Source organism: Paraburkholderia sp. MM6662-R1 (assembly GCF_050436245.1).
GTDB classification, from domain to species: Bacteria; Pseudomonadota; Gammaproteobacteria; order Burkholderiales; family Burkholderiaceae; genus Paraburkholderia; species Paraburkholderia tuberum.
Genome location: NZ_JBNDLV010000003.1, coordinates 594,662 through 616,492, shown reverse-complemented (window position 1 = coordinate 616,492; position 21,831 = coordinate 594,662). Strand labels below are relative to the sequence as shown.

18 protein-coding genes and 2 pseudogenes are annotated in these 21,831 nt (G+C 60.8%); 14 read left to right on the top strand and 6 right to left on the bottom strand.

Going from position 1 to position 21,831, the window contains the following annotated elements; genetic code table 11:
- Positions 1 to 22: 22 nt before the first annotated feature.
- The 4 genes and pseudogenes from OKW39_RS25495 to OKW39_RS25480 all read right to left on the bottom strand — a co-directional run bounded on the left by OKW39_RS25495 (position 23) and on the right by OKW39_RS25480 (position 4,265).
- Positions 23 to 1,720 (bottom strand): FAD-dependent oxidoreductase, encoded by a 1,698-nt coding sequence (locus tag OKW39_RS25495; protein WP_429563961.1) that lies wholly within the window; start codon positions 1,718 to 1,720, stop codon positions 23 to 25.
- A gap of 105 nt (positions 1,721 to 1,825) precedes the next feature.
- On the bottom strand, positions 1,826 to 2,707 hold the full coding sequence (locus tag OKW39_RS25490; RefSeq protein WP_429563960.1) for an MFS transporter: 882 nt from the start codon (positions 2,705 to 2,707) through the stop codon (positions 1,826 to 1,828).
- A 61-nt stretch (positions 2,708 to 2,768) separates the two neighbouring features.
- Positions 2,769 to 3,065: pseudogene (locus OKW39_RS25485) on the bottom strand (MFS transporter); the annotation flags it as partial.
- Between the two features lie 381 nt (positions 3,066 to 3,446).
- Positions 3,447 to 4,265 (bottom strand): LuxR C-terminal-related transcriptional regulator, encoded by an 819-nt coding sequence (locus OKW39_RS25480; RefSeq protein ID WP_018420249.1) that lies wholly within the window; start codon positions 4,263 to 4,265, stop codon positions 3,447 to 3,449.
- A 361-nt stretch (positions 4,266 to 4,626) separates the two neighbouring features.
- On the opposite strand from OKW39_RS25480, the pseudogene OKW39_RS25475 reads away from it, so the two are divergent.
- Positions 4,627 to 5,143, top strand: a pseudogene (locus OKW39_RS25475) (IS3 family transposase); the annotation flags it as partial.
- Between the two features lie 91 nt (positions 5,144 to 5,234).
- Here OKW39_RS25475 and OKW39_RS25470 read toward each other — a convergent pair.
- Positions 5,235 to 6,787 (bottom strand): IS3 family transposase gene (locus tag OKW39_RS25470; RefSeq protein ID WP_244168772.1). Its coding sequence is split into 2 segments (ribosomal slippage): positions 5,235 to 6,325 and positions 6,325 to 6,787, totalling 1,554 coding nucleotides; the frame shifts between segments, so codons are not numbered across the junction.
- Positions 6,788 to 7,954: 1,167 nt separating this feature from the next.
- Between OKW39_RS25470 and OKW39_RS25465 the strand changes: the two genes are divergently transcribed.
- The 13 genes from OKW39_RS25465 (at position 7,955) to OKW39_RS25405 (ending at position 21,441) form a co-directional block, all read left to right on the top strand.
- Entirely contained in the window at positions 7,955 to 9,331 is a 1,377-nt protein-coding gene (locus OKW39_RS25465) for an MFS transporter (protein WP_429359722.1), read from the top strand.
- Positions 9,321 to 9,830 (top strand): flavin reductase family protein, encoded by a 510-nt coding sequence (locus OKW39_RS25460; protein ID WP_429359724.1) that lies wholly within the window; start codon positions 9,321 to 9,323, stop codon positions 9,828 to 9,830. The genes OKW39_RS25465 and OKW39_RS25460 overlap by 11 nt, the downstream gene beginning before the upstream one ends.
- 21 nt (positions 9,831 to 9,851) lie before the next feature.
- Positions 9,852 to 10,415 (top strand): carboxymuconolactone decarboxylase family protein, encoded by a 564-nt coding sequence (locus OKW39_RS25455; protein WP_429359726.1) that lies wholly within the window; start codon positions 9,852 to 9,854, stop codon positions 10,413 to 10,415.
- Between the two features lie 2 nt (positions 10,416 to 10,417).
- Positions 10,418 to 11,074: a polysaccharide deacetylase family protein gene (locus OKW39_RS25450; protein ID WP_429359728.1), complete on the top strand. Its 657-nt coding sequence runs from the start codon at positions 10,418 to 10,420 to the stop codon at positions 11,072 to 11,074.
- A 67-nt stretch (positions 11,075 to 11,141) separates the two neighbouring features.
- Positions 11,142 to 11,990 carry a fumarylacetoacetate hydrolase family protein gene (locus tag OKW39_RS25445; RefSeq protein WP_429359730.1) on the top strand — a complete coding sequence of 283 codons (849 nt, stop codon included), beginning with the start codon at positions 11,142 to 11,144 and terminating at the stop codon, positions 11,988 to 11,990.
- A gap of 70 nt (positions 11,991 to 12,060) precedes the next feature.
- On the top strand, positions 12,061 to 12,576 hold the full coding sequence (locus tag OKW39_RS25440; RefSeq protein WP_429359732.1) for a flavin reductase family protein: 516 nt from the start codon (positions 12,061 to 12,063) through the stop codon (positions 12,574 to 12,576).
- 30 nt (positions 12,577 to 12,606) lie between these two features.
- Positions 12,607 to 13,704, top strand: coding sequence for an LLM class flavin-dependent oxidoreductase (locus OKW39_RS25435; protein WP_429563959.1), 1,098 nt, complete (start codon positions 12,607 to 12,609; stop codon positions 13,702 to 13,704).
- Between the two features lie 2 nt (positions 13,705 to 13,706).
- Positions 13,707 to 14,009: a hypothetical protein gene (locus OKW39_RS25430; protein WP_429563958.1), complete on the top strand. Its 303-nt coding sequence runs from the start codon at positions 13,707 to 13,709 to the stop codon at positions 14,007 to 14,009.
- 33 nt (positions 14,010 to 14,042) lie between these two features.
- A complete protein-coding gene (locus tag OKW39_RS25425) occupies positions 14,043 to 14,711 on the top strand; it encodes an RraA family protein (RefSeq protein ID WP_429563957.1) in 669 nt (222 codons plus the stop codon).
- A gap of 169 nt (positions 14,712 to 14,880) precedes the next feature.
- Positions 14,881 to 16,113, top strand: a complete 1,233-nt coding sequence (locus OKW39_RS25420; protein ID WP_429359737.1) for a porin — start codon at positions 14,881 to 14,883, stop codon at positions 16,111 to 16,113.
- A 147-nt stretch (positions 16,114 to 16,260) separates the two neighbouring features.
- Positions 16,261 to 19,833 (top strand): indolepyruvate ferredoxin oxidoreductase family protein, encoded by a 3,573-nt coding sequence (locus OKW39_RS25415; RefSeq protein ID WP_429563956.1) that lies wholly within the window; start codon positions 16,261 to 16,263, stop codon positions 19,831 to 19,833.
- A 228-nt stretch (positions 19,834 to 20,061) separates the two neighbouring features.
- A complete protein-coding gene (locus tag OKW39_RS25410) occupies positions 20,062 to 20,700 on the top strand; it encodes a GntR family transcriptional regulator (protein ID WP_275426078.1) in 639 nt (212 codons plus the stop codon).
- 156 nt (positions 20,701 to 20,856) lie between these two features.
- Positions 20,857 to 21,441, top strand: a complete 585-nt coding sequence (locus OKW39_RS25405; protein WP_429359739.1) for an AraC family transcriptional regulator ligand-binding domain-containing protein — start codon at positions 20,857 to 20,859, stop codon at positions 21,439 to 21,441.
- Between the two features lie 7 nt (positions 21,442 to 21,448).
- On the opposite strand, the gene OKW39_RS25400 is transcribed toward OKW39_RS25405, so the two are convergent.
- Entirely contained in the window at positions 21,449 to 21,712 is a 264-nt protein-coding gene (locus OKW39_RS25400; RefSeq protein WP_429359740.1) for a hypothetical protein, read from the bottom strand.
- Positions 21,713 to 21,831 lie beyond the last annotated feature (119 nt).

The window sequence follows — 21,831 nt, the reverse complement described above, 5'->3', positions numbered from 1 at the left end:
TTCTCCTTTACCGGTTTGGTGATCACATTTGAAGGGCGTGGTGGATGGCGGCCTCAACATCTGCAGCCGCTGCCGCATGCCAGCGTCCCAGTACATGGCCGTCCGGGCGAACCAGGTATACGGTACCGGGTCTGGCGGTGTACATGGCGAACAGCCGACCTGTGTGGTCCCAGTTGTGATTGTTTTTCGTCTCGGGGTGAAGATGCGAAGTCACGGGGATCAGCTTGAAAGGCAGCTTTTCCTCTTGAAGCGTTGCTTCGAGTTCGGCAAATTCCACCGGTACGCGTCCGTCTTCGCTGAAGTACAGAGCGGTGAACCTTGGAGTGATCAATTCCGTCAGATGAGCCTCTCTCGCGCTGCCGCCCTCGACGATCGTCAGTGGGCATTCGGTCAACACGGCCCCCGGCGCAGGACCAGCCTCAAACGCGCCCGACTGTGCTTCAGGCGTGTTGAGCGGCGACTCCGTATAACTGATGGCCGAAGTCTGCCGCGGGTTAATCAGAGAACGCACGCGTTCATGCTTGATCGCCAGACTCAATACGGCCTTGCGCATCAACTCGAAGGCGAATGAGGGCGGCGCCATGAATTCGGTGCTCTTGGTACCGTAGCTAAGGTTTTCGTGGGCCGCAAAGACGCGCTCGTCTGAATAGCTGTCGAGCAATCCTTCGGACGCAAGGCCACGGACGACGAACGCCAGTTTCCACGCGAGGTTGTCCGCGTCATCGATTCCTGAATTCGCGCCGCGCACGCCAAAAATCGGCACCAGATGGGCTGCATCGCCGCCAAACAGCACGCGATCGTGACGATAGCTTTCCAGGGTCAAGGCATTGGCCTTGTAGATCGTGATCCAGATGGGTGCCCAGGCGCCACGTTCGCCCATCATGTCCAACAGGCTTTGCACCCGTGGCATGACATTTTCAGGCTTGACTGCCTGTTCGGCGTCCTCGCCGTCCCGCAATTGGTAATCGATGCGCCAGACATTGTCAGGCTGTTTGTGGACCAGCACAGTGGAGCCCGGGTTCGACGATGGATCGAAGTAGGCAAGACGCTCGGTCGGCCGCTCGCTCTCGAGCTCGATATCGACGATGACATAACGGCCCTCGTAGCTCGTCCCATTGAGCTGCAAGCCCAATGCCTCGCGGATCGTGCTGCGCCCACCATCGCAGGCGACCACCCAGTCCGTATTGAGCGAATAGTCGCCTTCGGGAGTCGCGAGGCGAAGCATGGCGCCGTCCGTACGCGAATCGATGGCGGTCACCTTGGTCTGCCAGCGGATGTCGATCAGATCAGACTTCCGTTGCGCGGCGTCCAGGAGAAACTGTTCGATGTGATATTGCGCGACGTTCACCATCGGAGGCAGTTTCTGGTTGTCGTCCTGCGGCATCTTGAAGTGCAGCACTTCGGTGTCGCGATAAAAACTGCGCCCACCGGCCCACGGCAGTCCGGTCTTCAGAAACCCGTCCACTGCACCCAGGCGCTCGATGATTTCCAGGCTTCGACGCGAGATACAGATGGCCCGGCTGCCATAGCATACGGAATCATCGGCTTCGATCAATACGGAAGGAACGCCGTGATTGGCGAGGCCAAGTGCCACGGCGAGTCCCACAGGGCCACCGCCGACGATCGTCACTGCATGTCGCTTTGTCTCGATGCCGTTGTCAAGATTCGGCATCTGGCCAGCGTACTTTTTTGCAGTGAAGGGATAAGCTTTGAATTCCATCGGTTGCTCCTTAACGAATTCTGGTAAGCGGGGGGCCACGCATGAGCTGCGCCTCGATGCTGCCGTAACGCCATCGGCGTATTCGCCCAACTAGGGCTATCCGCACTAACGTGCGTTGCTAGATAGTTCCGCGTCGCGGGAGCGCTTGGGCTGAACGGGCAGCACTGCCACCACGATGGCGCCGATCACGAGCAATGCCGCTGCATAGAGCAATCCGGCCGAGAAGCTATGGGTGAGATCCTTCAGCCATCCCACGACCAGGGGGTTCAGCGCCGACCCGATGTTGCCGGTCGCGTTGATCACTGCGATCCCAACGGCACGGGCCCGGAGGCTCAATGCGTGATCAGGGGTTGTCCAGAAGATCGACATGGCGGTGTACGATCCCGCCGACGCGAGGCAGATGCCTAACATCTGAATCACGGGGTTGGTGGAATAGGCGGTGCAAAGCCAGCCAGCAGCGGAAAACAGCATCGGCAACATCAGGTGCCATTTGCGCTCCTGTTTGCGATCAGAGCGTCTTCCCCACCAGATCATTGCAACGATCGTGCAGATTTGCGGGATCGCGGCCAGCAGGCCGACGGTCCGGTTGCTCGCGTCAGCGCTGAAGCTTTTGACGATCAGGGGCGTCCAGACGGCAACCATTGCTAGCGTGTTGACCAGACAGAAATAAGCGAGCGCAAATTTGAGGACCGTTGGCGAGAAGAGCTCGCTCAGAAGGCTTCTTTCGTCGGTGGCGGGCGAATGCGGCACGGGGTCGGCGTTGTGCTCGGCCGCGAGGGTCTTCGAAAGCGTGCGCTTCTCATCGGCAGTGAGCCAGTGCGCCTTCTCGGGAACATCGCGCAGATAGCCGAATACGACCAGACCCAAGATCGCCGAAGGCAGGCCCTCCAGACAGAAGAGCCACTGCCATCCTTTGAGGCCAAGCGTTCCATCCAGCGCCAGAATGTATCCCGAGAGTGCGGAGCCGACCGCGGCCGTGACGGGCAATCGCGATCATGAACAAAGCGTTGGCCCTCGCGCGATATGCGCTCGGAAACCAATATGTCATGTAAAGCAGGATGCCTGGTAGAAAGCCCGCCTCGGTCACGCCGACGAGGATTCGCAACAGGTAAAGCGTTCCCGGACTCGATGCGAACATCGTCGCTGTAGAGGCCAGACCCCAGGCGATCATGATAGTCCCGATGCATTTCCGCGCGCCGATGCGCGCCAGGACGATGTTGCTGGGAATGCCGAACGCGATATATGCAATATAAAACAACGTGGTCGCCAGACCGAACTGGACGCCGGAGAGGCCGAGATCCTTCATCATGGTAAGGCCGGCAAATCCGATATTGATCCGGTCCATGAACGAGAAGAAGAACAGGACGAAGAGAAACCAAAGAAGGTGCCGGGAGACCTTGGCGATGACACGCTGCTCTCGCATCGATTCACCAGATCCAGCACCGTTTGCCGGACCGCCAGGAAGCGGACTGCGGTCAGCCAATGGGGTCGTTTCCATACGGGTCGTCTCCAAACTCAGCTCTATGTCGAGCGCCACAGCACTCAATGCAATCGCGTCAGGCTCGTCAGGGCGGCGAGGTATGGCGATGAGTGGAGTATGGAGATTCGCCCGCGCGCGCTGTCCCCAAAATGGGTACGACTTGACGGGTGAAATGGATTAGGAAAAACCCTCAGTGCCAGGCAAGCGGAAGATCGGGCACGGTCAGAGAGATGACGCAGTGCGTGATCATTCTCGGCTGGTAGCCAGGCACAAGGCAAACAACTGACGCTGGCTCGAAATGCCGAGGCGGCGAAAGGCCCGCTTTTGATAGGTCACGACGCTGGAGGCTTTGACGCCCATAAGTTCTCCAATGTCTTTCGCGGTACGGCCCTCCAGAACGCCGCATAGGACATCGAGTTCGCGCTTCGACAACTCGGGGCAGATCCCTCGAATACGCACCAGCATCAGTTGCGGAATGCCGGTCTGAATCTGGCCGCATAGCACGTAATGATGCTTGGCGGTCTGGGCGATGAGCGGCGCAAAGGCCTCAATCAGCGCGATCTCGTTCGCGTGGAAATGGCCGCGCCTGCGGTCGCGGTAGAGATTGACGGAGAGCCAGATGTCCTGCGAGGGCTGCAGCAAAAGGGAGAGTCGGCCCGAAACGTCCGGCTGGTGATAGCAAGCGGCTCGATACCCTTCATGCGAGATGTCTTCGATGGCCTGCTGGTGGAGCAGGACGGCCGAGTCGAGCTTCTGAGGACGGGCAGAGGAGATAATCGTCTGATTTCCGTCCAACGCATAGAAAGTCCTGGCGTAGGTATCCGCGACGTTGCTCAGATATCGACCGCCACGGTGGTCTGCGACCGAGACCGTCCGAGGACGATTGTTGAACTCGTAAGCAAAGACGGTGCACTGCGATATGCCTGCGGCGTCCCCTAGGAGTTTCAGAACTTCCGCGGCGAAGGCGTTCGCATCGTTAGACCCGATGGCCGAGACCAGGCTCGTTGCCCGTGACAGATCCAGATGGCCGGAGAGGTTGGGACGATCAAGCCGCCATGAGCGCATGATTGGCCTCGCAGAGTGCCGAAAAGATGATTTTAAGCGACTCTGCGGCGGAAGATCGCTCGCTTTTGTTCCCATCGGAACTTGCGGCAAAGAGGAGAAGGCGACGCAACGCGATGGCCAAAATACTAGCCTTCGCGTTCGTAGCACTGACCGAGCGTCGTGGTTGATTTCCGGAAAAATTCGTCGGGAGATTAGCAGATCCGGTGACCGTTGCAGGACTGGATACAGACAATCATTTTGCTTGGGTGTACGGCCAAGTGACGCCCTGAGGTGGTCCGTCAAGTTTTTTTGAACGGGAGCCTGTTCCTCCGAAGCCCTCCGGTTTGACCTGCGCGTTGCTGGCCCGGCGAGTTGCCCACCGCCGGCCAGCGTCATGGTCGTAGCCATCACGTATATCCGCACGGCGCAGGGCTGGCTCTATCTGGCTGTCGTGCTGGACTTGTACTCGCGCAGGGTCGTCGGCTGGTCAATGGCCCCGACCATGCCGGCTGGACTGGTCATATCGGCATTGACGATGGCGCTGGAGCAGCGTAGGCCAGCGCCGGGACTGGTTTTGCATTCGGATAGGGGCAGCCAGGTATGCAAGCGATGAGTACCAGGCCTTGCTGAAGCAGCATCACGTGGTTTGCAGCATGAGCCGCAAGGGAAATTGTTGGGACAATTCGGTGATGGAAAGATTCTTCCTGAACCTGAAAAAGGAGCGCGTGTGGCAGCGTCGGTACGCCAACCACGATGAGGCTCGGCGCGATATCAACCAGTACATCGTCGCTTTCTACAATCCGGTGCGCTTGCACTCCACGCTGGGCTATCTGTCGCCCGCCGCCTACGAGGCGAAACCGACAGCGAAAGAACCTATCTGCCTTTCCGAAATTAGTTGACCACTACACCGGCCCGCACGCGCCGCAGCACGCGCGCAGCCATGTGAATGAGGGCAGGCGCGGCGGTTGTCAACGTACTTGTCGCGTCACCTCATGCGCACTGCTTTAGTTCTTCCGGTTGCATGCGCTCCGGATTGAGCCAGACTTCATCCTTCAATTTCCAGTTGCGCGTCGATCGGGACCAACGCCGTGGATTGCGCTGCCTGGCCTCCGCATAAACGATCTCACGTTGCGCAAGAACTGCATTCGCCACGCCGTTATGACACTGGGCCGGCGTGACGAATTTGAGGCCGCTGTGTTTGTGCTCATGGTTGTACCAGCGCACGAACTGCTGCGTCCAGGCCCGCGCCTCATCAACGCTGCCGAACGGCTTGCGCGGGTAGTCGGGCCGATACTTGCAGGTCCGGAACAGCGACTCTGCGTACGGGTTGTCGTTACTCACGCGTGGTCGGCTAAACGAGGCCACGACCCCCAGGTTCTCCAGGGTGGCAAGCATCGTCGCACCTTTCATCGGGCTGCCATTATCCGAGTGCAGCACCAGGGGACGTCCTGCCAGGCCCTCTGCCAGACTGGCACGCCGCATCAGCAACGCGGCCAGTTCTGCCGATTCGGCCTCATGCACTTCGTGACCGACAATCTTGCGGCTGAACACGTCCAGCATCATGTACCAGTAGTAATACTGTCCTTTGACCGCCGCAGGTACCCAGGTGATGTCCCACGACCAGACCTGATTGGGCGCCGTCGCGCAATGACTGGTCACTACCCGGGTCGAGGGCTTGCGCGCACGACCACGATGGTGCTGCTGCGAGGCGCTGCGCAGCACGCGGTAAAAGCTCGATTCCGATGCGACATACACGCCGCGATCGGCCAGCCTCGGCACGATCTGGCTGGGCGGCAGACTGGCAAACTCCGCACTATTGGCTACCTCAAGAATCTGTTGCCGTTCAGCCTCACTCAACTGGTTGCCCGGCGGCGGCCGTTCGGTCGTGGTACGACCATCAGCACGTACCGTGTCACCGTCACCGACCCAGCGCTGAAACGTGCGCAGGCTCACGCCCAACTCGTCGCAAGCCTTCTCCAGCCGGCAGCCTGACTGCGCCGCCTCGCGTATCAACGATATACATAACAGGCGATCCGGGACGTTGATCAATCGTCCTCTTTGTCTCCCCAGATCGCCTGGACTTTTTTTCTCAGAATCAGCAGCGCCGCCGCTTCCGCTAGCGCCTTCTCCTTGCGCTGCAATTCCTTCTCGAGCTGCCGGATGCGCTGCTTGTCGTCTTTCGACTGGTGGCGCTGCTCGCGTGCCTGCTCGGTGGCATTCGCGTTGGCTGCCTGGCAGGCCGCTCGCCACGCCGCGATCTGTTCGGGATAGAGTCCTTTGCGCCGGCAGTACTCGGCCAGCTCCGCTGCGTTGAGCGGGGCGGCTTCCAGCACTACTGCAAACTTGTCTTCCGAAGACCATCCCTCGGGATTCTTCCCATCGCCCGGCACGGCCAGCCCTTGTCCTTTCGCCTGTCGGCGCCACGTGTACAACGTCTGTTCGGTAATTCCCGTTTCTCTGGCCAGCGCTGAGACCAACGCGTTTTCCGGCGGCATCATGCGACGCACCAGCGCTTCTTTTCTTTCTGCTGAGTAGGCTTTCATTCACCCTGATTTTACCGCCCCCGGACCATGTCTATAAGATTCAGATAACACGACAAGTAGTCTGACGCCGGGGGGGCGTCGATTAACCCTTAACGTAAAGCGTCTCTCGCCCTCCCGCAGGAAGCGTCGATCAGCACAGTACCGGGGCGGCGAACTACGCCGCCCGGTGATCCTTCGATCCGCGGTTTCCGGGCAGTCCAGTCAATTTCGTGCTTTCGAGTCTAGCCAAGCGTTCCTTAGTCCAACGAATTCGGCTTCCCGACACTCCTGCAGGGAGATCGAATTAGTTAGACTGCGGCTTCTTATTAATCAATGACTTGCTAACTTTTTCGGACACACTGGGCGCGAGACCCGAACGAAATAGTTAGATTAGCCGGATTTGTGTCACGAGTTAGTTGGACTGTTGGACTGTATGGATTGCACGCCGAATGCAGGCACGCACTTGATGCGTCGATACAGGTTGGAAAACGTATACGAGAACATGAACCATTTTCGGCGTGGAGCACATCGCGAATATCGCCGGGCTTGATGCGGCGCCAGCGATCCCAACGGCGCCGAGAACCAAATAGCGGATGCATTCAGCGTGGCTCGCCCGCAAACCGGACGATTGGCAATGACAGTGTGCGCGCCCCGCCCCTCGCGAGTGCAATCGCTAGTTTTCGTGAAAAGGGAACGCCCGGAGTAGCGCCACCGCCCCCAGTTTCCGGCAGTGCCGCCCGGCGAGTCACAACAACCTTAGCGGCTGAGCGGCCTGCGACGCGTCCACGGTCCTGCTTCGGCCGGCGCCGCAACGCGATGTCCGGACTCGGCGCAAGTCCTCTGCTTGCCACGGTCACAGTCCTCCTCTAAAAGCGTCTTACGGCGCGGGTTGACGAGCGGAATCCGCCTCGGCGCCTTCTTTTATAAGTGAAGCCAGGAGGGGACGGCGGAATTTTCCCGGCTGGCGGAAGCGTCACCACAACTGAAACAGACATCTTCACGGTTCGCGAGTACCATTAACCCCTTGAAAAAGCGGGAAAGTCGGGTTTTTGTATGTTTGACGCATTCGAGCCGCAGCGATCCGACACAGGTTTACCCCAATTTCGAACTTGTGGAATCTTTTATAACTTATAAACAAGAGGTCGTGCTGGATTTCGGACGAACCTCCGCCCAACGAGGAGACAACGTATGAACGCAGAGGAGCAAAGGACATATCGACTGGTGGCAGTGCGCATCCTTCCCGTTTTATTCATTGCACACTTCCTCCTGCAGTTCGATCGTATCAACGTCGGATTCGCCGCGCTGCAGATGAACACCGCCCTTCGCTTCGGACCGGAAACCTTTGGACTGGGCGTAGGCATCTTTTTCGTCGGCTATGCATTGTTCGAAATTCCCAGCAATCTGCTGCTGCATCGAATGGGCGCGCCGCTCTGGATCGCCCGGATCATGGTGACGTGGGGATTGCTGTCGTGCGCGATGGCATTCGTATCCAACGCGACTACCTTCTATCTGCTGCGCTTCTTCCTCGGGGTCGCCGAAGCGGGCTTTACGCCTGGCGTGCTGTATTACGTGTCGCTGTGGTTCACGCGCCGTAGTCTTAGTAGCGCCAACGGCGTCTGGTCGGCGGCGTCGCCGCTGGCCGGGGTGCTGGTCGGTCCGGTATCGGGATTGTTGCTGAGTGTGCACATGCTGGGCATCGAAGGGTGGCGATGGATGTTCGTTGTTGAAGGCGTGCCGACCGTCGTTTTCGGTTGCTTTCTGTACTGGATGCTGCCGCGCGGCGTGGAGCACGCATCGTGGCTGCCGGACGCCAGCCGTCAGTTTCTGATGGCCGAACTTGCGCACGAGAGAAGCACGACCTCGCGTCCGCAGGAAACCCAATTCCTGCGCAGTCTGAAGTCTTTCAAGGTCTGGGTCTATGCGTTGACCTACTTCGCGCTTCTCTCGGGTGTTTACGCGCTCTTTTTCTGGCTTCCGCAAATCGTCAAGGCTAGCGCGGCGCATCTGTCCAATGCGTCCATCGGCTGGATCAGCGCTTTACCCTTTTTATTCGGCGTGGTGCTGTTGCTGACGGTCCCGCGATTCTCCGATCGTACCGGCGATCGCCGCTGGCACCTGGTCGTGCTGGCCGCATTGGCGGGCGCATCCCTGTATGCATCCACTATCGCCGCGAATCCCGTGCTGGCGTATGCCGCCATCGTGGTTGCCGTGGGGTCGTCGTTCTGCTACATGGCGATTTTCTGGAACGGGCCCGCTGCCGCGCTCAGCGGCGCGGCAGCCGCCGGCGGATTCGCGCTGATCAACAGTGTCGGCAATATCGGCGGCTTTCTCGGCCCGTACACGTTCGGTCTCATGCGCGGTGCAACCGGCAGTTTCAGCGCCGGGCTCGCATGGTTTTCCGCGTTCTTTGCAGTAGCTGCAATCGTGCCGCTGGTCCTGCCTAACAGATTTCCCGCGGGACGTTCTGAAACGCGTCCTCGACCTGACGCCACCGATCATGCGGTTTCGGCGATGCGCCACTCGTCCCGGCTCGATCCTTTGAATGGAGAAGTTCATGACCACTGAAGCACACCCGCCCGTGCAAGGGCAGTCCAACATGGACCTGTTTCGGCAGCTTTCCAACGCATGGCCTCGCGGCGTGGCGGTTGTCACGACGATCGATGCGTCCGGCAGTCCGTCCGGTTTGACGATGCGGGCGGTGAGCCCTGTCTCGTCCGATCCGTTGCGATACATGATCTGCGTGGGCGAACAATCGCGTTCGCTGAAAGCGATTCTGGCGTCGCAGGTTTTTTGCATCAACTATTTGACCGCGGACCAGCAGGCGCTTTCTGACCAGTTCGCGAGCCGGATCGACGACAAGTTCGCCAACGTGAAAACACGTCGGTTGAACTCCGGCTGTCTGGCCATCGAGGGCGCGGCCGCGGTGATCGAATGCCGCGTCGCGCACGCGATCAGCAGCGGCGACCACCGGCTTCTGATCGGCGACGTCACAGCTGCCGAAGTGCACGACGGGGATCCGCTCGTCATCTTCGGCGCCGGATACAGGCGCCTCGCGGCGGCTTGACGACGAAGCGCCAGAGGCACCATGTCCTACTTTCCGCAACTTGATGCAGCTCGACTCAGTGACACGCAGCGGCGCCTGTCGGCCGCGGTCGCGAAACCGGGCGCGCCATGGCCTGGACCGTTCAACGCGCTTGCCCGCGCAGCTGAAGTCGGGCTATGCATGTACGACATGCTGCTCTATTACAAAAGCGCGAGCCGGCTATCGCTCGCTGCGCGAGAGGTCGTGGTACTCACCGTTGCCAGGGCGTTGAACTGCCCGTATGGATGGCATGCGCACGTGCCGCTCGCGCTTTCGGCCGGCGTCAACGCCCGCGCGTTGGAGAAGCTTGCCGTCGCGGTTCACGCCAGCTACGGAGACGACACGATCGACGCGGTGGCGCGCATTACCCGTGGCGTGCTGGACAACCGGCCAGTCGAACGGACCGATGTTCTGGATGACGCTTTGCTTGTCGAGGTAATCACCTTTGTCGGGATTTACAGAATGCTGTTTCAGCTAGTGAACACCGACGGGCCGGACTATGTGCCCTCCTGCATTGCGTTTGAGACGGACGGCTCCGGCTCCCTTCAGCATTCATCAAGGAACTGAAAATGTTCGATGTAACCATGACCTTTGATAACGGTCCTGATCCGCGCATCACGCCGTACGTACTGGATGTCCTGAAAGAGCGGGGCATTGCCGCCAGTTTTTTTGTGGTTGGACAGCAGTTCGAGACGAGCGGGGCGATGGACGCGTGCGAACGCGCGTACGACGACGGGCATTGGATCGGCAACCATACCTACACGCACTCGACGCCATTGGGTGAGCGTCTCGACGACACCGTCGTTGCCGACGAGATCATCCGCACGCACAAGCTCATCCGCCCGTTCATCGGGCATAAGCGGCTATTCCGCCCGTTCGGATACGGCGGCTCCATCGGCAGGCATCTGCTCAGTCCGTCGGTGCGGGACTATCTGTTCGAGCAGCAGTACACCTGCGTATTGTGGAACGCGTTGCCACGCGACTGGGAAAACCGCGATACGTGGGACAAGATCGCACTCCACCAGTGCCGGTCGCAACCCTGGTCCGTCGTCGTGGTGCACGACCTGCCGATCGAAGGATCGATCAAGCGTCTGCCGCACTTTCTCGATGCGGTTCTGGCTGAGGGCGGCCGGTTCCGGCAGGATTTCCCGGTCTCCTGTACCCCCATCTGGGAAGGGGTTGCGATGACGAACATCGACAATCTGGTCGGGCCGCCGGACGCTTGACGGCATTGCCGCGGTACCGATTGCATCACCTTCGACACACACTCCAAACTAACCCGAGTACTCGTTCATGAAACTGCTCCGCTTTGGTCTGCCCGGATTTGAGAAGCCCGGCGCTCTGGATGCGCAAGGCAATATCCGCGATCTTTCCTCCGTCATCGAGGATCTGGCCGGTAGTGCACTCGGCGCGGCCTCGATCGACGCGCTTCGATCACTCGACCTCGAACGCTTTCCGGTCGTCCCGTCGACGACGCGACTTGGGCCGCCGGTGGCCGGCACGCGCAATTTCGTCGGTATCGGTCTGAACTATTCCGATCACGCCGAAGAAGCCGGCGTCAAGGCTCCCGACATGCCCGTGGTGTTTCTGAAGTCGGTCGGCTCGCTGTGCGGCCCGAATGACGACGTGATGCTTCCGCCCGGTGCGTGCAAGGCAGACTGGGAGGTTGAACTGGCAATCGTGATCGGTAAGCGTGCGCAACGGGTCTCGGCCGATGACGCTCACCAGTACATCGCCGGCTATACGGTTTGCAATGACCTTTCCGAGCGCGAATGGCAACTCGAACGCGGTGGAACCTGGGACAAGGGGAAAAGCTTCGATACATTCGGGCCGGTCGGGCCGTGGCTCGTCACGCCGGACGAAATCCCGGACGTGAGCAACCTCGACCTCTTTCTGGATCTCGACGGAAAGCGCATGCAGACGGGCAACACCCGGAAGATGATTTTCTCCGTTCCCGAGCTCGTCAGCTATTGCAGTCAATGTCTGACACTGGAGCCCGGCGACATCATCACCACGGGCACTCCGCCGGGCGTCGGCCTGGGCAAGCGGCCGAATATTTTTCTGAGTCATGGCCAGACGATGCGCCTCGGCGTGGAGCGCCTCGGCGAACAGGTGCAGCGCGTGGTTGATCCGGCAGCCTGATCATCCCTTTCACAGTTTGATTCCAGCCGCAACGAGGCTGTTTTCGTTTCGTATATGAATAGGACTGCATATGACTGACAGAAATTCCATCATCGGCGAACTGGAATTCCGGGACGCGATGAGCCGGATGGCGTCGACCGTGTGCGTTCTCACCGCGAGGAATGGGGACGACGACGTCGGCATTACGGTGACCTCAGTGCAGGCAGTCTCGGATTCTCCGGCGCTCCTCCTCGCATGTGTCAATACGCGATCGCGTTTGATTGCGGCGATGGAAACCTCCGGGCTGCTCGGCGTCAGCGTGCTGGGTGCTGACGACGTGCCGATCGCGAAGTCGTTCGCAAGGCCCGGGCGCGGCACCGATGAATTCGATCCGGCCGAATGGCGCCGTTCTGCGTCGGGAATCATGGTGATGCGACACGCGATCACGATATTCGAATGCTCGGTGGAAAAGGCGAGCCGCTTCGGCACGCATCTGGTCGTCGTCGGCATGGTGCGTTCGTGTGTGAACGGGACGGGATCGCCGCTCATGTATTGCAATCGGGAGTTCAGCGCGTTGACGTCCGCCACGCCATTGAGCTTCGCTTAACAGTCTTTACTTTCAATCAGGATGGGTGAGATGGAACTGGCGCTCTTCAGTACGGTGTCACAACGTGACCCGGCCAAATCGCAAAACAGCATTTTCATGGAAGCCTGCGATCAGGTGGGTCTCGCGGAGCAGCTCGGATTCGGGACCGCATGGTTTCCGGAGCATCACTTCACGAATTACTCCATTTGTCCGAATCCGACGATGCTGGCCGCGTACGCCGCCGCACGCACGTCGCGCATCAAGGTGGGACCGGCCGTGGTGGTGGTTCCGCTGCATCATCCGATTCGCGTCGTCGAGGAACTCGCGCTGCTCGATCAGTTGAGCGACGGCCGCCTGGCCATCGGTCTGGGGGGCGGATACCAGGAGTTCGAGTTTCACAAGTTCGGCCTCGAAATCGCCAAGAACAGGGCGTACTTTTCCGACTTTCTCGAGATATTCAACCAGTACATGAGTACCGGTGCCATCGAGTTCGACGGTACGCTCGCGAGCATCCCCAAAACGCTGTTTACGTTGCGGCCGAAGCAACGCGCGCCGCAGGTCTATATCGCAAGCGGCACCACCGACGCGGCGGTGCAAAAGCGCATGGTGTCGGGCCAGTACGCGTCGATCGTATCCATGGTGGCCAATTCCACGGACTGGGTCATCGAGAAGCGTGGACAGATCGAGGAAGTCTACCGCGCGTGTGGCGGGGCAGCGCCTGTCATGCCGTTCGCGCTGAACCAGTATCTGTACGTGACGCAAGATCCGAAGGCGGCGCGCAAGGCGGCGGAGGCAGTCATCTACGTGATGCGCGTGCACGCGGCGATGAAGAACAAGGAAGCGCAACTCGACGGATCGTTGATGAAGAACGAGCCCGCGCCAAACGAGCCGACCGTCGACGAACTGCTCGGGCGCCTCGCGATCGGTGATCCAGAAACGGTCGCGGAACGGCTGGTGCGCCAGCGTCGAGCGCTTCGACCCGTACAGATGAGCTTCATTATGGGGCTGCCGGGCATGAGTTCCGCTGAAACGCTTGTATCGATGGAGTTGTTCGGCAAGAGCGTGACGCCCCATCTGAACGCTGTGACCGACGAGGCCGAGGAGGCGGGCGAGGCCGACGTGGCATCGCCCGCGCTAAAGGAGGCCTGATCATGTGGCTTCTGTTTTCCGGAGATGGCGACTGCACCCTCGAAGACGGCGCGAATTTCAAGACGTTCAAACTCGTGAGCACGTTGCAGAAGGATCGCCTCGTCGAGCGATATCAGCCGCACATCCTCGCGTTCGACGGAAACGACCACGCATGGATCAGCGAGTCGTTCGTGCGTGCCACTGCATCCGGGCGTGTCGAACCGGACTGGGACGCGCGGTTTCGGGAAATGCTGGATTGGGCCGCCCGCCACGGATGGGTGAAGGAAGGATGCGTCCGTGCGCACGTCGAGTGGACCCAGGCGTGACGAAGCATCCGTTCAACAGGACAGGTGATTCCCATGAGCGATAGTTTCCTGATTGAGCCGTCGATTTCGTGCGTGGATGGTCGGCTGGTGCGTGCGTTTGAAGCGATTCCAACGTCGATTCTCAGCGATGTGATGGCGAGGCTGCCGGGAGCGGTCGGGCTGCGGCCCTATCACGGAACGAAAGCCGTGGTGGGCACGGCGCTCACCGTGAGGGCGCGTTCGGGCGACAACCTGCTGCTGCACCACGCGCTCGACATCGCGGAGCCCGGACACATGATCGTCGTGGACGGCGGCGGCGACCTCGGCCGGGCGCTGATCGGCGAGATCATGGTGTCCTACGCGAAGCGTCGCGGCCTGGCGGGATTCGTGATCGACGGCGCGGTCCGCGACGTCGACGCGTTGTCGAGGCTGGATTTCCCGTGCTTCGCGCGTGGCCATACGCACCGTGGTCCGTACAAGGACGGTCCCGGGCAGATCAACGTAACGGTCTCCGTGGCCGGAATGGTCGTGAACCCTGGCGACATAGTCGTCGGCGACGCCGACGGCGTCGTCGCGATTCCGAGGGACGACGCGCAAAGCGTTATCGAACGCGCACTGACGAAAATGTCCGCCGAGGCGGCCCAACTCGCGGCGATCGAGGCAGGCACGATCGACCGTTCATGGGTGTTGAAAGCAATCAGGGAGCGCAGCCAGTCCGCCTGATGTCTGCAGCCGCGCACCGGAAAAACGAAACAGGACCACCACCCGGATCAGGAAATGACCCCGGTCGAAGGATCGACGTTTGATCGTTCGACCGGCGTGAGCACCTCGCGTCAACCATGTAGTTCGCAATAAAAAACGGGTAAATAACCATTCAATGGAGACAAATGGAATGAGGAAAGGGTCAATCATCTGGCTAGCCGCCGCTGCGGTGGGCGCGCCGAGCGCGTATGCGCAAAGCTCCGTCACGCTTTACGGCGTCGTGGACACTGGCATCAACGTCGTCACGAATGCGCAGACGGCGGTGGTCAACGGCATACCGGTGCGAGGTGGGACGCAGATAACGCTCAATAGCATCACCGGTCTGTCCGGAGACCGATTTGGTTTCCTCGGAAAGGAGGATCTCGGGGGCGGGGTACAAGCGGTTTTCCAGTTGGAAAACGGGTTCCTGGTGAACAACGGAATGCTTTCAAATGGCGGTGCGATGTTTGGGCGGCAGGCGTGGGTGGGGCTGTCTAATCGAATGGGTACGCTGACAATGGGCAGACAGTATGACCCGCTATCCGACACCGTCGGGTCATTCGTCGCCGGCCGCTCCTGGGCTGGCTACGTGGCAGCGCATCCAGACGACCTCGACAACACGATGGGCACGCGAAGGGTGAACAACTCGATCAAGGCGGTTTTCAGTGCGACGCCCAATCTGACGGTCGAAGGGATGTACAGCCTTGGAGGCGTATCGGGGAGCGTTGCACGGCAATCGCTTTGGTCGGCGGCCGCGTCCTATACGGCCAGCGGTTTTCAGGCGGCGCTCGCGTATCTGAATGCGCGCAATCCCAACCTCTCTTACTTTGGGACCAATGCAAACGCTGCAGGCGCCAGCGGAAACAATCTTGGATCGGCCGGCTCGGCGACGGCTGCTACATTGAATCCCGTCTATGCGGGATTCGCGTCAGCAGGCTCTCTCAACGTGGGCGCCGCCGCGGTCTCGTACACGCTCGGAAAATCGACGGTCGCTGCGATCTACACGAGAACCATGTTCAGCCATCTGGGAGACGTCGCAACGTCCGGCCCCAATCCGATGGGCTACTCGGGATCGGCTGGATTTTCCAACGTCGAGTTGAACTATGTCTACCACTTCGCGCCGGACTTTCTTGCAGGACTGGCTGGAAATTACACACGTGGCAGTTCGGTTGGAGGTCACATCGGCGCGATCTACCGCCAGATCAATATCGGCGTGGACTATTTCCTGTCCAAACGTACTGACGTGTATGGGCTCGCGGGCTATCAGCATGCAAGCGGACTCGACTCGTTCGGGCGTCCAGCAGTGGCGTCTATTGCCAATGTGACCGCTGCCTCCGGACAGAACGAAGCGACGTTCCAGATCGGCTTGCGACATAAGTTTTGAGTGCCTGGAGTCACGACTGTCAAACAGGAAAGGTGCACGGGTCCGGCTTCCGGAATGGCATATCGGCGCCCGGACCCGTTGCGATCGAGGTGTTATGCGAGGGACTGTGGAAATGACTGAACTGCGTGTTATTGGAGATTGTCTGTAATGAATTCTTCCATCCCAACCCGGACACAAGCGGCCGGCGATGCGAATCGCGCGGTATCCATCGACGATAAATACACGTTGGAGAAAGGCCGCGCGTATATGAGCGGCACGCAGGCGCTGGTTCGTCTTCCGATGCTGCAAAAGGCGCGCGACCGGCGCGCCGGTTTGAATACCGCCGGGTTTATTTCCGGCTATCGCGGCTCGCCCCTCGGCGCGGTCGATCAGGCTCTGTGGAATGCAAAGCGTCATCTCGAAGCGCATGACATCGTGTTTCAACCGGGGGTCAACGAGGATCTGGCCGCTACTGCGGTATGGGGTACCCAGCAGGTGAACCTGTGGCCCAATGCTCGTCGGGACGGTGTGTTCGGCATGTGGTACGGCAAGGGGCCGGGCGTCGATAGAACGGGAGACGTGTTCAAGCATGCCAACCATGCGGGAACGGACCCGCGCGGCGGCGTGCTGGTACTGGCGGGCGACGACCATGCGGCCAAGTCGTCGACGATCGCGCACCAGTCCGAGCACGCGTTGATCGCGGCAGGCATCCCGGTCCTCTATCCGTCCAATGTGCAGGAATACCTGGATTTCGGCCTGCATGGCTGGGCCATGAGTCGTTACACCGGCCTGTGGGTGGCGATGAAATGCGTGACGGATGTCGTCGAATCGAGCGCATCGGTCGATGTGGATCCGGACCGCGTGCGCATCGTCGTGCCGGAGGATTACGTGGCGCCGGCCGCAGGTCTCGGGATCCGCTGGCCGGATCCGCCGCTCGAACAGGAGGCCCGGCTCGTTGAGCAGAAGTGGCAGGCAGCGCTTGCTTACTTGCGTGCTAATCGATTGAACGAGGTCGTGATCGACCCGCCGAAAGCACGATATGGCATCGTCGCATCGGGCAAGGCCTATAGCGACGTACGCCAGGCGCTCGGGGATCTGGGGCTCGACGACGCGGCCTGCGCGCGGATTGGGCTGCGCGTGCTGAAGGTGGGATGCGTGTGGCCGTTCGACCCGCAAACGGCGCTCTCTTTCGCCGCCGGTCTCGAACGGATCTTCGTGATCGAGGAAAAGCGCCAAATTCTCGAACAGGCGTTGAAGGAGGCGCTCTATGATTTGCCCGTGCGCCCGACGATCGTCGGTAAGTATACGGAACGCAGCGATGCGAGTGGCCATTCGCGCAAGGAGCGCTTATTGCCGGAGCACGCCGAGCTTTCGCCGGCGGTCATTGCGAAGACGATCGCGGACTTTCTGACCGATGCCGAAATCGACGCAGACGGGCGCGCCCGCATGCTGGCGCGCGTCGCCGCGATCGAAGCGAACGAGCGCAGGGCGGCACGACCGCGCATCGTGGTCGAACGCAAGCCGTGGTTCTGCTCCGGTTGTCCGCACAATACGTCGACCCACGTGCCGGAAGGGTCGCGCGCCATCGCGGGCATCGGGTGCCATACGATGTCGACGTGGATGGACCGCCGCACCGAAACCCTCAGCCAGATGGGGGGCGAGGGGGCGACGTGGATCGGCCAGATGCATTTTGCCGGCGACAAGCACGTGTTCGCGAATCTCGGTGATGGGACCTATTTCCATTCCGGACTGCTGGCGATTCGTGCGGCCATTGCGGCAAAGGCCAACATCACGTACAAGATTCTCTATAACGATGCGGTGGCGATGACCGGCGGCCAGCCGGTGGACGGGCAGCTCACCGTGCCGCAGATCTGTCATCAGGTACACGCCGAAGGCGCGGCACGCATCGTGATCGTGACCGACGAGCCGGACAAGTATCGCAACGCGGCGAACCGGCCGGCAGGCGTTCACGTATTCCATCGCGACCGGCTCGACGACGTGCAGCGCATGCTGCGCGACACGTCGGGCACCACGGTACTGATTTACGATCAGGTATGCGCGACGGAGAAGCGTCGCCGTCGCAAGCGCGGCACCTACCCGGACCCCGCGCATCGTGCGTTCATCAACGATGCGGTTTGCGAAGGCTGCGGGGACTGCTCCGTACAGTCGAACTGTCTGTCCGTGGAGCCGCTCGAAACGCCGCTCGGAACCAAACGCAAGATCAACCAGAGTTCGTGCAACAAGGATTTCTCGTGCGTGAAGGGCTTTTGCCCGAGTTTCGTGGTGGCGCAGGGTGCGCAGTTGCGCCGGCCCGGCACGGGCGCGGGGCAAAACGCGGCAAGCCCGGATTTCGATGCGTTGCCACAACCGATTCTTCCCGATCTTGCGCGGGCGTACGGTGTGCTGGTGACGGGCGTCGGGGGGACGGGCGTCGTGACGATCGGCGCGTTGATCGGCATGTCCGCCCATCTTGAAGGAAAGGGTGTGTCGGTGCTGGACATGGCGGGGCTGGCGCAGAAGGGCGGCGCGGTGCTGAGCCACGTGCAGCTGGCCGCTTCGCCCGGGGTGCTGCACGCCACGCGCATCGGGGTCGGTGATGCGCGCCTCGTCGTCGGTTGTGATGCGATCGTGTCGGCCGCCGCCGACGTGCTGTCGCGCGTGGGCTGCGGCACGACGCGCGCGGCGATCAATAGCGGCGCCACGCCGACTGCCGAGTTCGTCCACAACCCCGGCTGGCGGTTTCCCGGTACGCAGATCGAAAGCGACTTGCGCGATGCCGTGGGCGACGATTGCGCGTTCGTCGACGCGAATGCACTCGCGCTCGCCCTGCTCGGCGACACGATCTATGCGAACCCGTTGCTGCTGGGCTTCGTCTGGCAGAAGGGCTGGCTACCGCTCGCGCTGTCGAGTCTGATGCGCGCAATCGAGTTGAATGGCGTGGCGGTGGCGAAGAATCAGCAGGCATTCAACTGGGGACGCTATGTTGCGCAGCACGGCGCGAAGGCGGTCGAAGCCATGCTTCGGACGAGCGTCGGGAAACCGTCGCCGCGCGCCGTCGTCGTGAGGATGCCCGAATCGCTCGACCGCTTGATCGCTTCGCGCGAAACCATGCTGACCGCGTATCAGAACGCCGCCTATGCTTGCACGTATCGTGAAGCCGTCGAGAGCGTGCGTACCGTTGAGACGGATCTTCGCCTCGACGCGACGCTGCCGCTCACGCGCGCGGTCGCGATGAACCTCGCGAAGCTGATGATGTACAAGGACGAATACGAAGTAGCGCGTCTCTATGCGGATCCGGCCTATCTCGACAAGCTGCGGGAGCAGTTCGAAGGCGAACCCGGGCGTGACTACCGGCTGCGGTTCTACCTCGCGCCGCCGCTGCTGGCGAAGCGCGATACACACGGCGAACTGGTCAAGCGGCCGTTCGGACCGTGGGTGTTGCCGGTGTTCCGCGTTCTCGCGAAGATGAAGGGTTTGCGCGGCAGCGTGTTCGATCCGTTCGGCAAGACAGAGGAGCGTCGTGGCGAGCGTGCGCTGATCGATGAATACCGCGCGATGGTCGACGAGTTCTGCGTGTCGCTCAATGCCGAACGGTTCGGCGCGGCGCTGCAACTCGCCGGACTGCCCGGAGATATTCGCGGGTTCGGCCACGTGAAGACACGCAACATGGCGGCGGTGGCAACGAGGCGCGAGCAATGGCTGAAACGGTACCGCGACGCCGCCGTGAGCATGAGCGCATGAGCGCCGGCATCGAACGCGTATCGGCGCGGCGGGGAAAGCCGCGCCTCACTCTCCTTGCGCCGGCTTACGGGGGACCTTTGAACAGTATAATCAATGCTTCTCGAGTAGTTCGGATCAAAAGACCGGAGTTCCGACTTGTCGTTTCCACCTAAAGAAAGTACCGATCCCACGGATAAGCTCTCTCATGCGTTGGAGCTTCCCAGTCTGCATGCGTTCGATAAGGGGAGCTTGAGTTCGCGAGCGTACCGGTCTCTGCGGCTGGGGTTGATGCGGGGGCACTTCGCGCCAGGCGAGAAGCTGCTATTGAAGCCGCTCGCGGAGGCGCTCGGCGTGAGCATTACGCCAGTGCGCGAAGCGCTTTTGCAATTGGTGTCCGAGCAGGCGCTGGTCAGTTTGAGCGACCGCAGCGTGGCGGTTCCCTTGGCCGATCGCGGGCGCTTACGCGAGATCCGGGATTTGCGCATCGAGCTCGAAGGACAGGCGATCGAAATGGCGGTGCCCCACTTGACCGAAGACGACGTGACGCTGGCCGGTTCGCTATCGAGGCAGTTGAATGATGCGAAGTCTCAAGCCGACGCGGCAACCGCGATGTCGGTGCGCCATCGCTTTCATTTCCACCTCTACGAGAAGGCGCGGCGTCCGACGTTGACGAACTGCATCGAAAACCTGTGGATTCAGGCCGGACCGCTCGTGCATGCCGAACTCAGCTCGCCGACCGTCGTTAGCGAAGCGGCCAGCACGATGCTGATGCGGGCACTTCGTCAGCGAGACAGTCTGATGGCAAAAGTGGCGCTGCAGTTTTCCATTACGGAAATGTTCGATTGCGTCGAGCGCCGTTATGGCGAAGACGAGCCGGCCGCTTCCTGATGGCCCGTGCGGTAGCCGAACCTTGAATCGCACGGCGGTCGGCTCGCGGGCGGCAAGGGTATAACATAGGCGGCCATAACCGTCATGAGGTTTCCTTCCTCGACCGTTTCGATCTCCGTCGTCAACGGCTTCCTTTGCGGCGCCGACCGGGCGGCGGTGGCGCGCCTCGCCGAACCCTCGGGCATTCCGCACGAATTGCTCCGCAAGGCCGCGGCCCGCGTGACCGAGGAGCAGTTTTCGACGCTCTACACGGAACTCGACGACGAGATGCCCGGCATCTTCTCGCGCCCGCTGCGCAGCGGCACCCGGAAGTTCCTGTGCCTGGGCCTCCTCGATGCACCGCGGCTCGAGGTCGCGCTTCATCGCTTCCGGCAGTTCTTGCACCTGATTCTCGACGACTTCCGGCTCGAGTCGACGCGGGACGGGCCGCATGCGACGATAGAATTCGCCGCAACCTCGAACGGCCCTCCGGTCAGCGGGCTTGCGCGCGAGCTGATGCTGGAGCTCGTGCATGGGGTGGCGTCATGGCTGATTCGTCAAAAGATCCTGATCGTGGAGGCGACGTTCGAGTATCCGCGCCCCTCCCGGTCCAGCGATCTGCTGTATCTGTTTCCTGGGCCGATCCGTTTCGGCCGCGAGCGCACGGGTCGCGAACCCACTTCAACGCAGTCGCCTTCGTTCTCCATGAAGTTTTTGGTGTTCACGGCAAAGTCTCCTTTGCAGGCCGGAAGACCGGCCTAGTCCAAACTTAATCAGAATCTAGTTCGTCGAGACTCGGATCCGTGCCTGCGACATCTTCCGGCTCTGGCTTCAGCGGCAATTGTGACTGGCGCGCTTCCTTACGCTGAACCATTACTTCCCGCTGCGCTTTGCCAGGTTTGGAGCGTCTAGTCTTGGCCGGATTGCATCCCTCTTTGAGGCGAGCGGTCTCATCCCGTAATGCGGCTTTTGCAGCCAACAGTGCGAGATAGAGTGGTGAGGTCCGATAGTCTTTTCGCGCCTTGGACAACATCCAACGATGCTGCTCCGCGGTTACAGGCTGTTGACCTGTAACCCCTTCGACTTCCTCAACCGGGCAATTCAAGCCAATCGCGGCTGGATAGCAGTCCTCAAAACATGCGACTTGAATCT

Excerpts from the sequence above, each read along its gene's own strand:
- OKW39_RS25415 (WP_429563956.1), top strand. The coding sequence starts at position 16,261 with ATGAATTCTTCCATCCCAACCCGGACACAAGCGGCCGGCGATGCGAAT.
- OKW39_RS25435 (WP_429563959.1), top strand. The coding sequence starts at position 12,607 with ATGGAACTGGCGCTCTTCAGTACGGTGTCACAACGTGACCCGGCCAAA.
- OKW39_RS25450 (WP_429359728.1), top strand. The coding sequence starts at position 10,418 with ATGTTCGATGTAACCATGACCTTTGATAACGGTCCTGATCCGCGCATC.
- OKW39_RS25460 (WP_429359724.1), top strand. The coding sequence starts at position 9,321 with ATGACCACTGAAGCACACCCGCCCGTGCAAGGGCAGTCCAACATGGAC.
- OKW39_RS25430 (WP_429563958.1), top strand. The coding sequence starts at position 13,707 with ATGTGGCTTCTGTTTTCCGGAGATGGCGACTGCACCCTCGAAGACGGC.
- OKW39_RS25480 (WP_018420249.1), bottom strand. The coding sequence starts at position 4,265 with ATGCGCTCATGGCGGCTTGATCGTCCCAACCTCTCCGGCCATCTGGAT.
- OKW39_RS25445 (WP_429359730.1), top strand. The coding sequence starts at position 11,142 with ATGAAACTGCTCCGCTTTGGTCTGCCCGGATTTGAGAAGCCCGGCGCT.
- OKW39_RS25400 (WP_429359740.1), bottom strand. The coding sequence starts at position 21,712 with ATGTTGTCCAAGGCGCGAAAAGACTATCGGACCTCACCACTCTATCTC.
- OKW39_RS25455 (WP_429359726.1), top strand. The coding sequence starts at position 9,852 with ATGTCCTACTTTCCGCAACTTGATGCAGCTCGACTCAGTGACACGCAG.
- OKW39_RS25425 (WP_429563957.1), top strand. The coding sequence starts at position 14,043 with ATGAGCGATAGTTTCCTGATTGAGCCGTCGATTTCGTGCGTGGATGGT.
- OKW39_RS25495 (WP_429563961.1), bottom strand. The coding sequence starts at position 1,720 with ATGGAATTCAAAGCTTATCCCTTCACTGCAAAAAAGTACGCTGGCCAG.
- OKW39_RS25420 (WP_429359737.1), top strand. The coding sequence starts at position 14,881 with ATGAGGAAAGGGTCAATCATCTGGCTAGCCGCCGCTGCGGTGGGCGCG.
- OKW39_RS25440 (WP_429359732.1), top strand. The coding sequence starts at position 12,061 with ATGACTGACAGAAATTCCATCATCGGCGAACTGGAATTCCGGGACGCG.
- OKW39_RS25465 (WP_429359722.1), top strand. The coding sequence starts at position 7,955 with ATGAACGCAGAGGAGCAAAGGACATATCGACTGGTGGCAGTGCGCATC.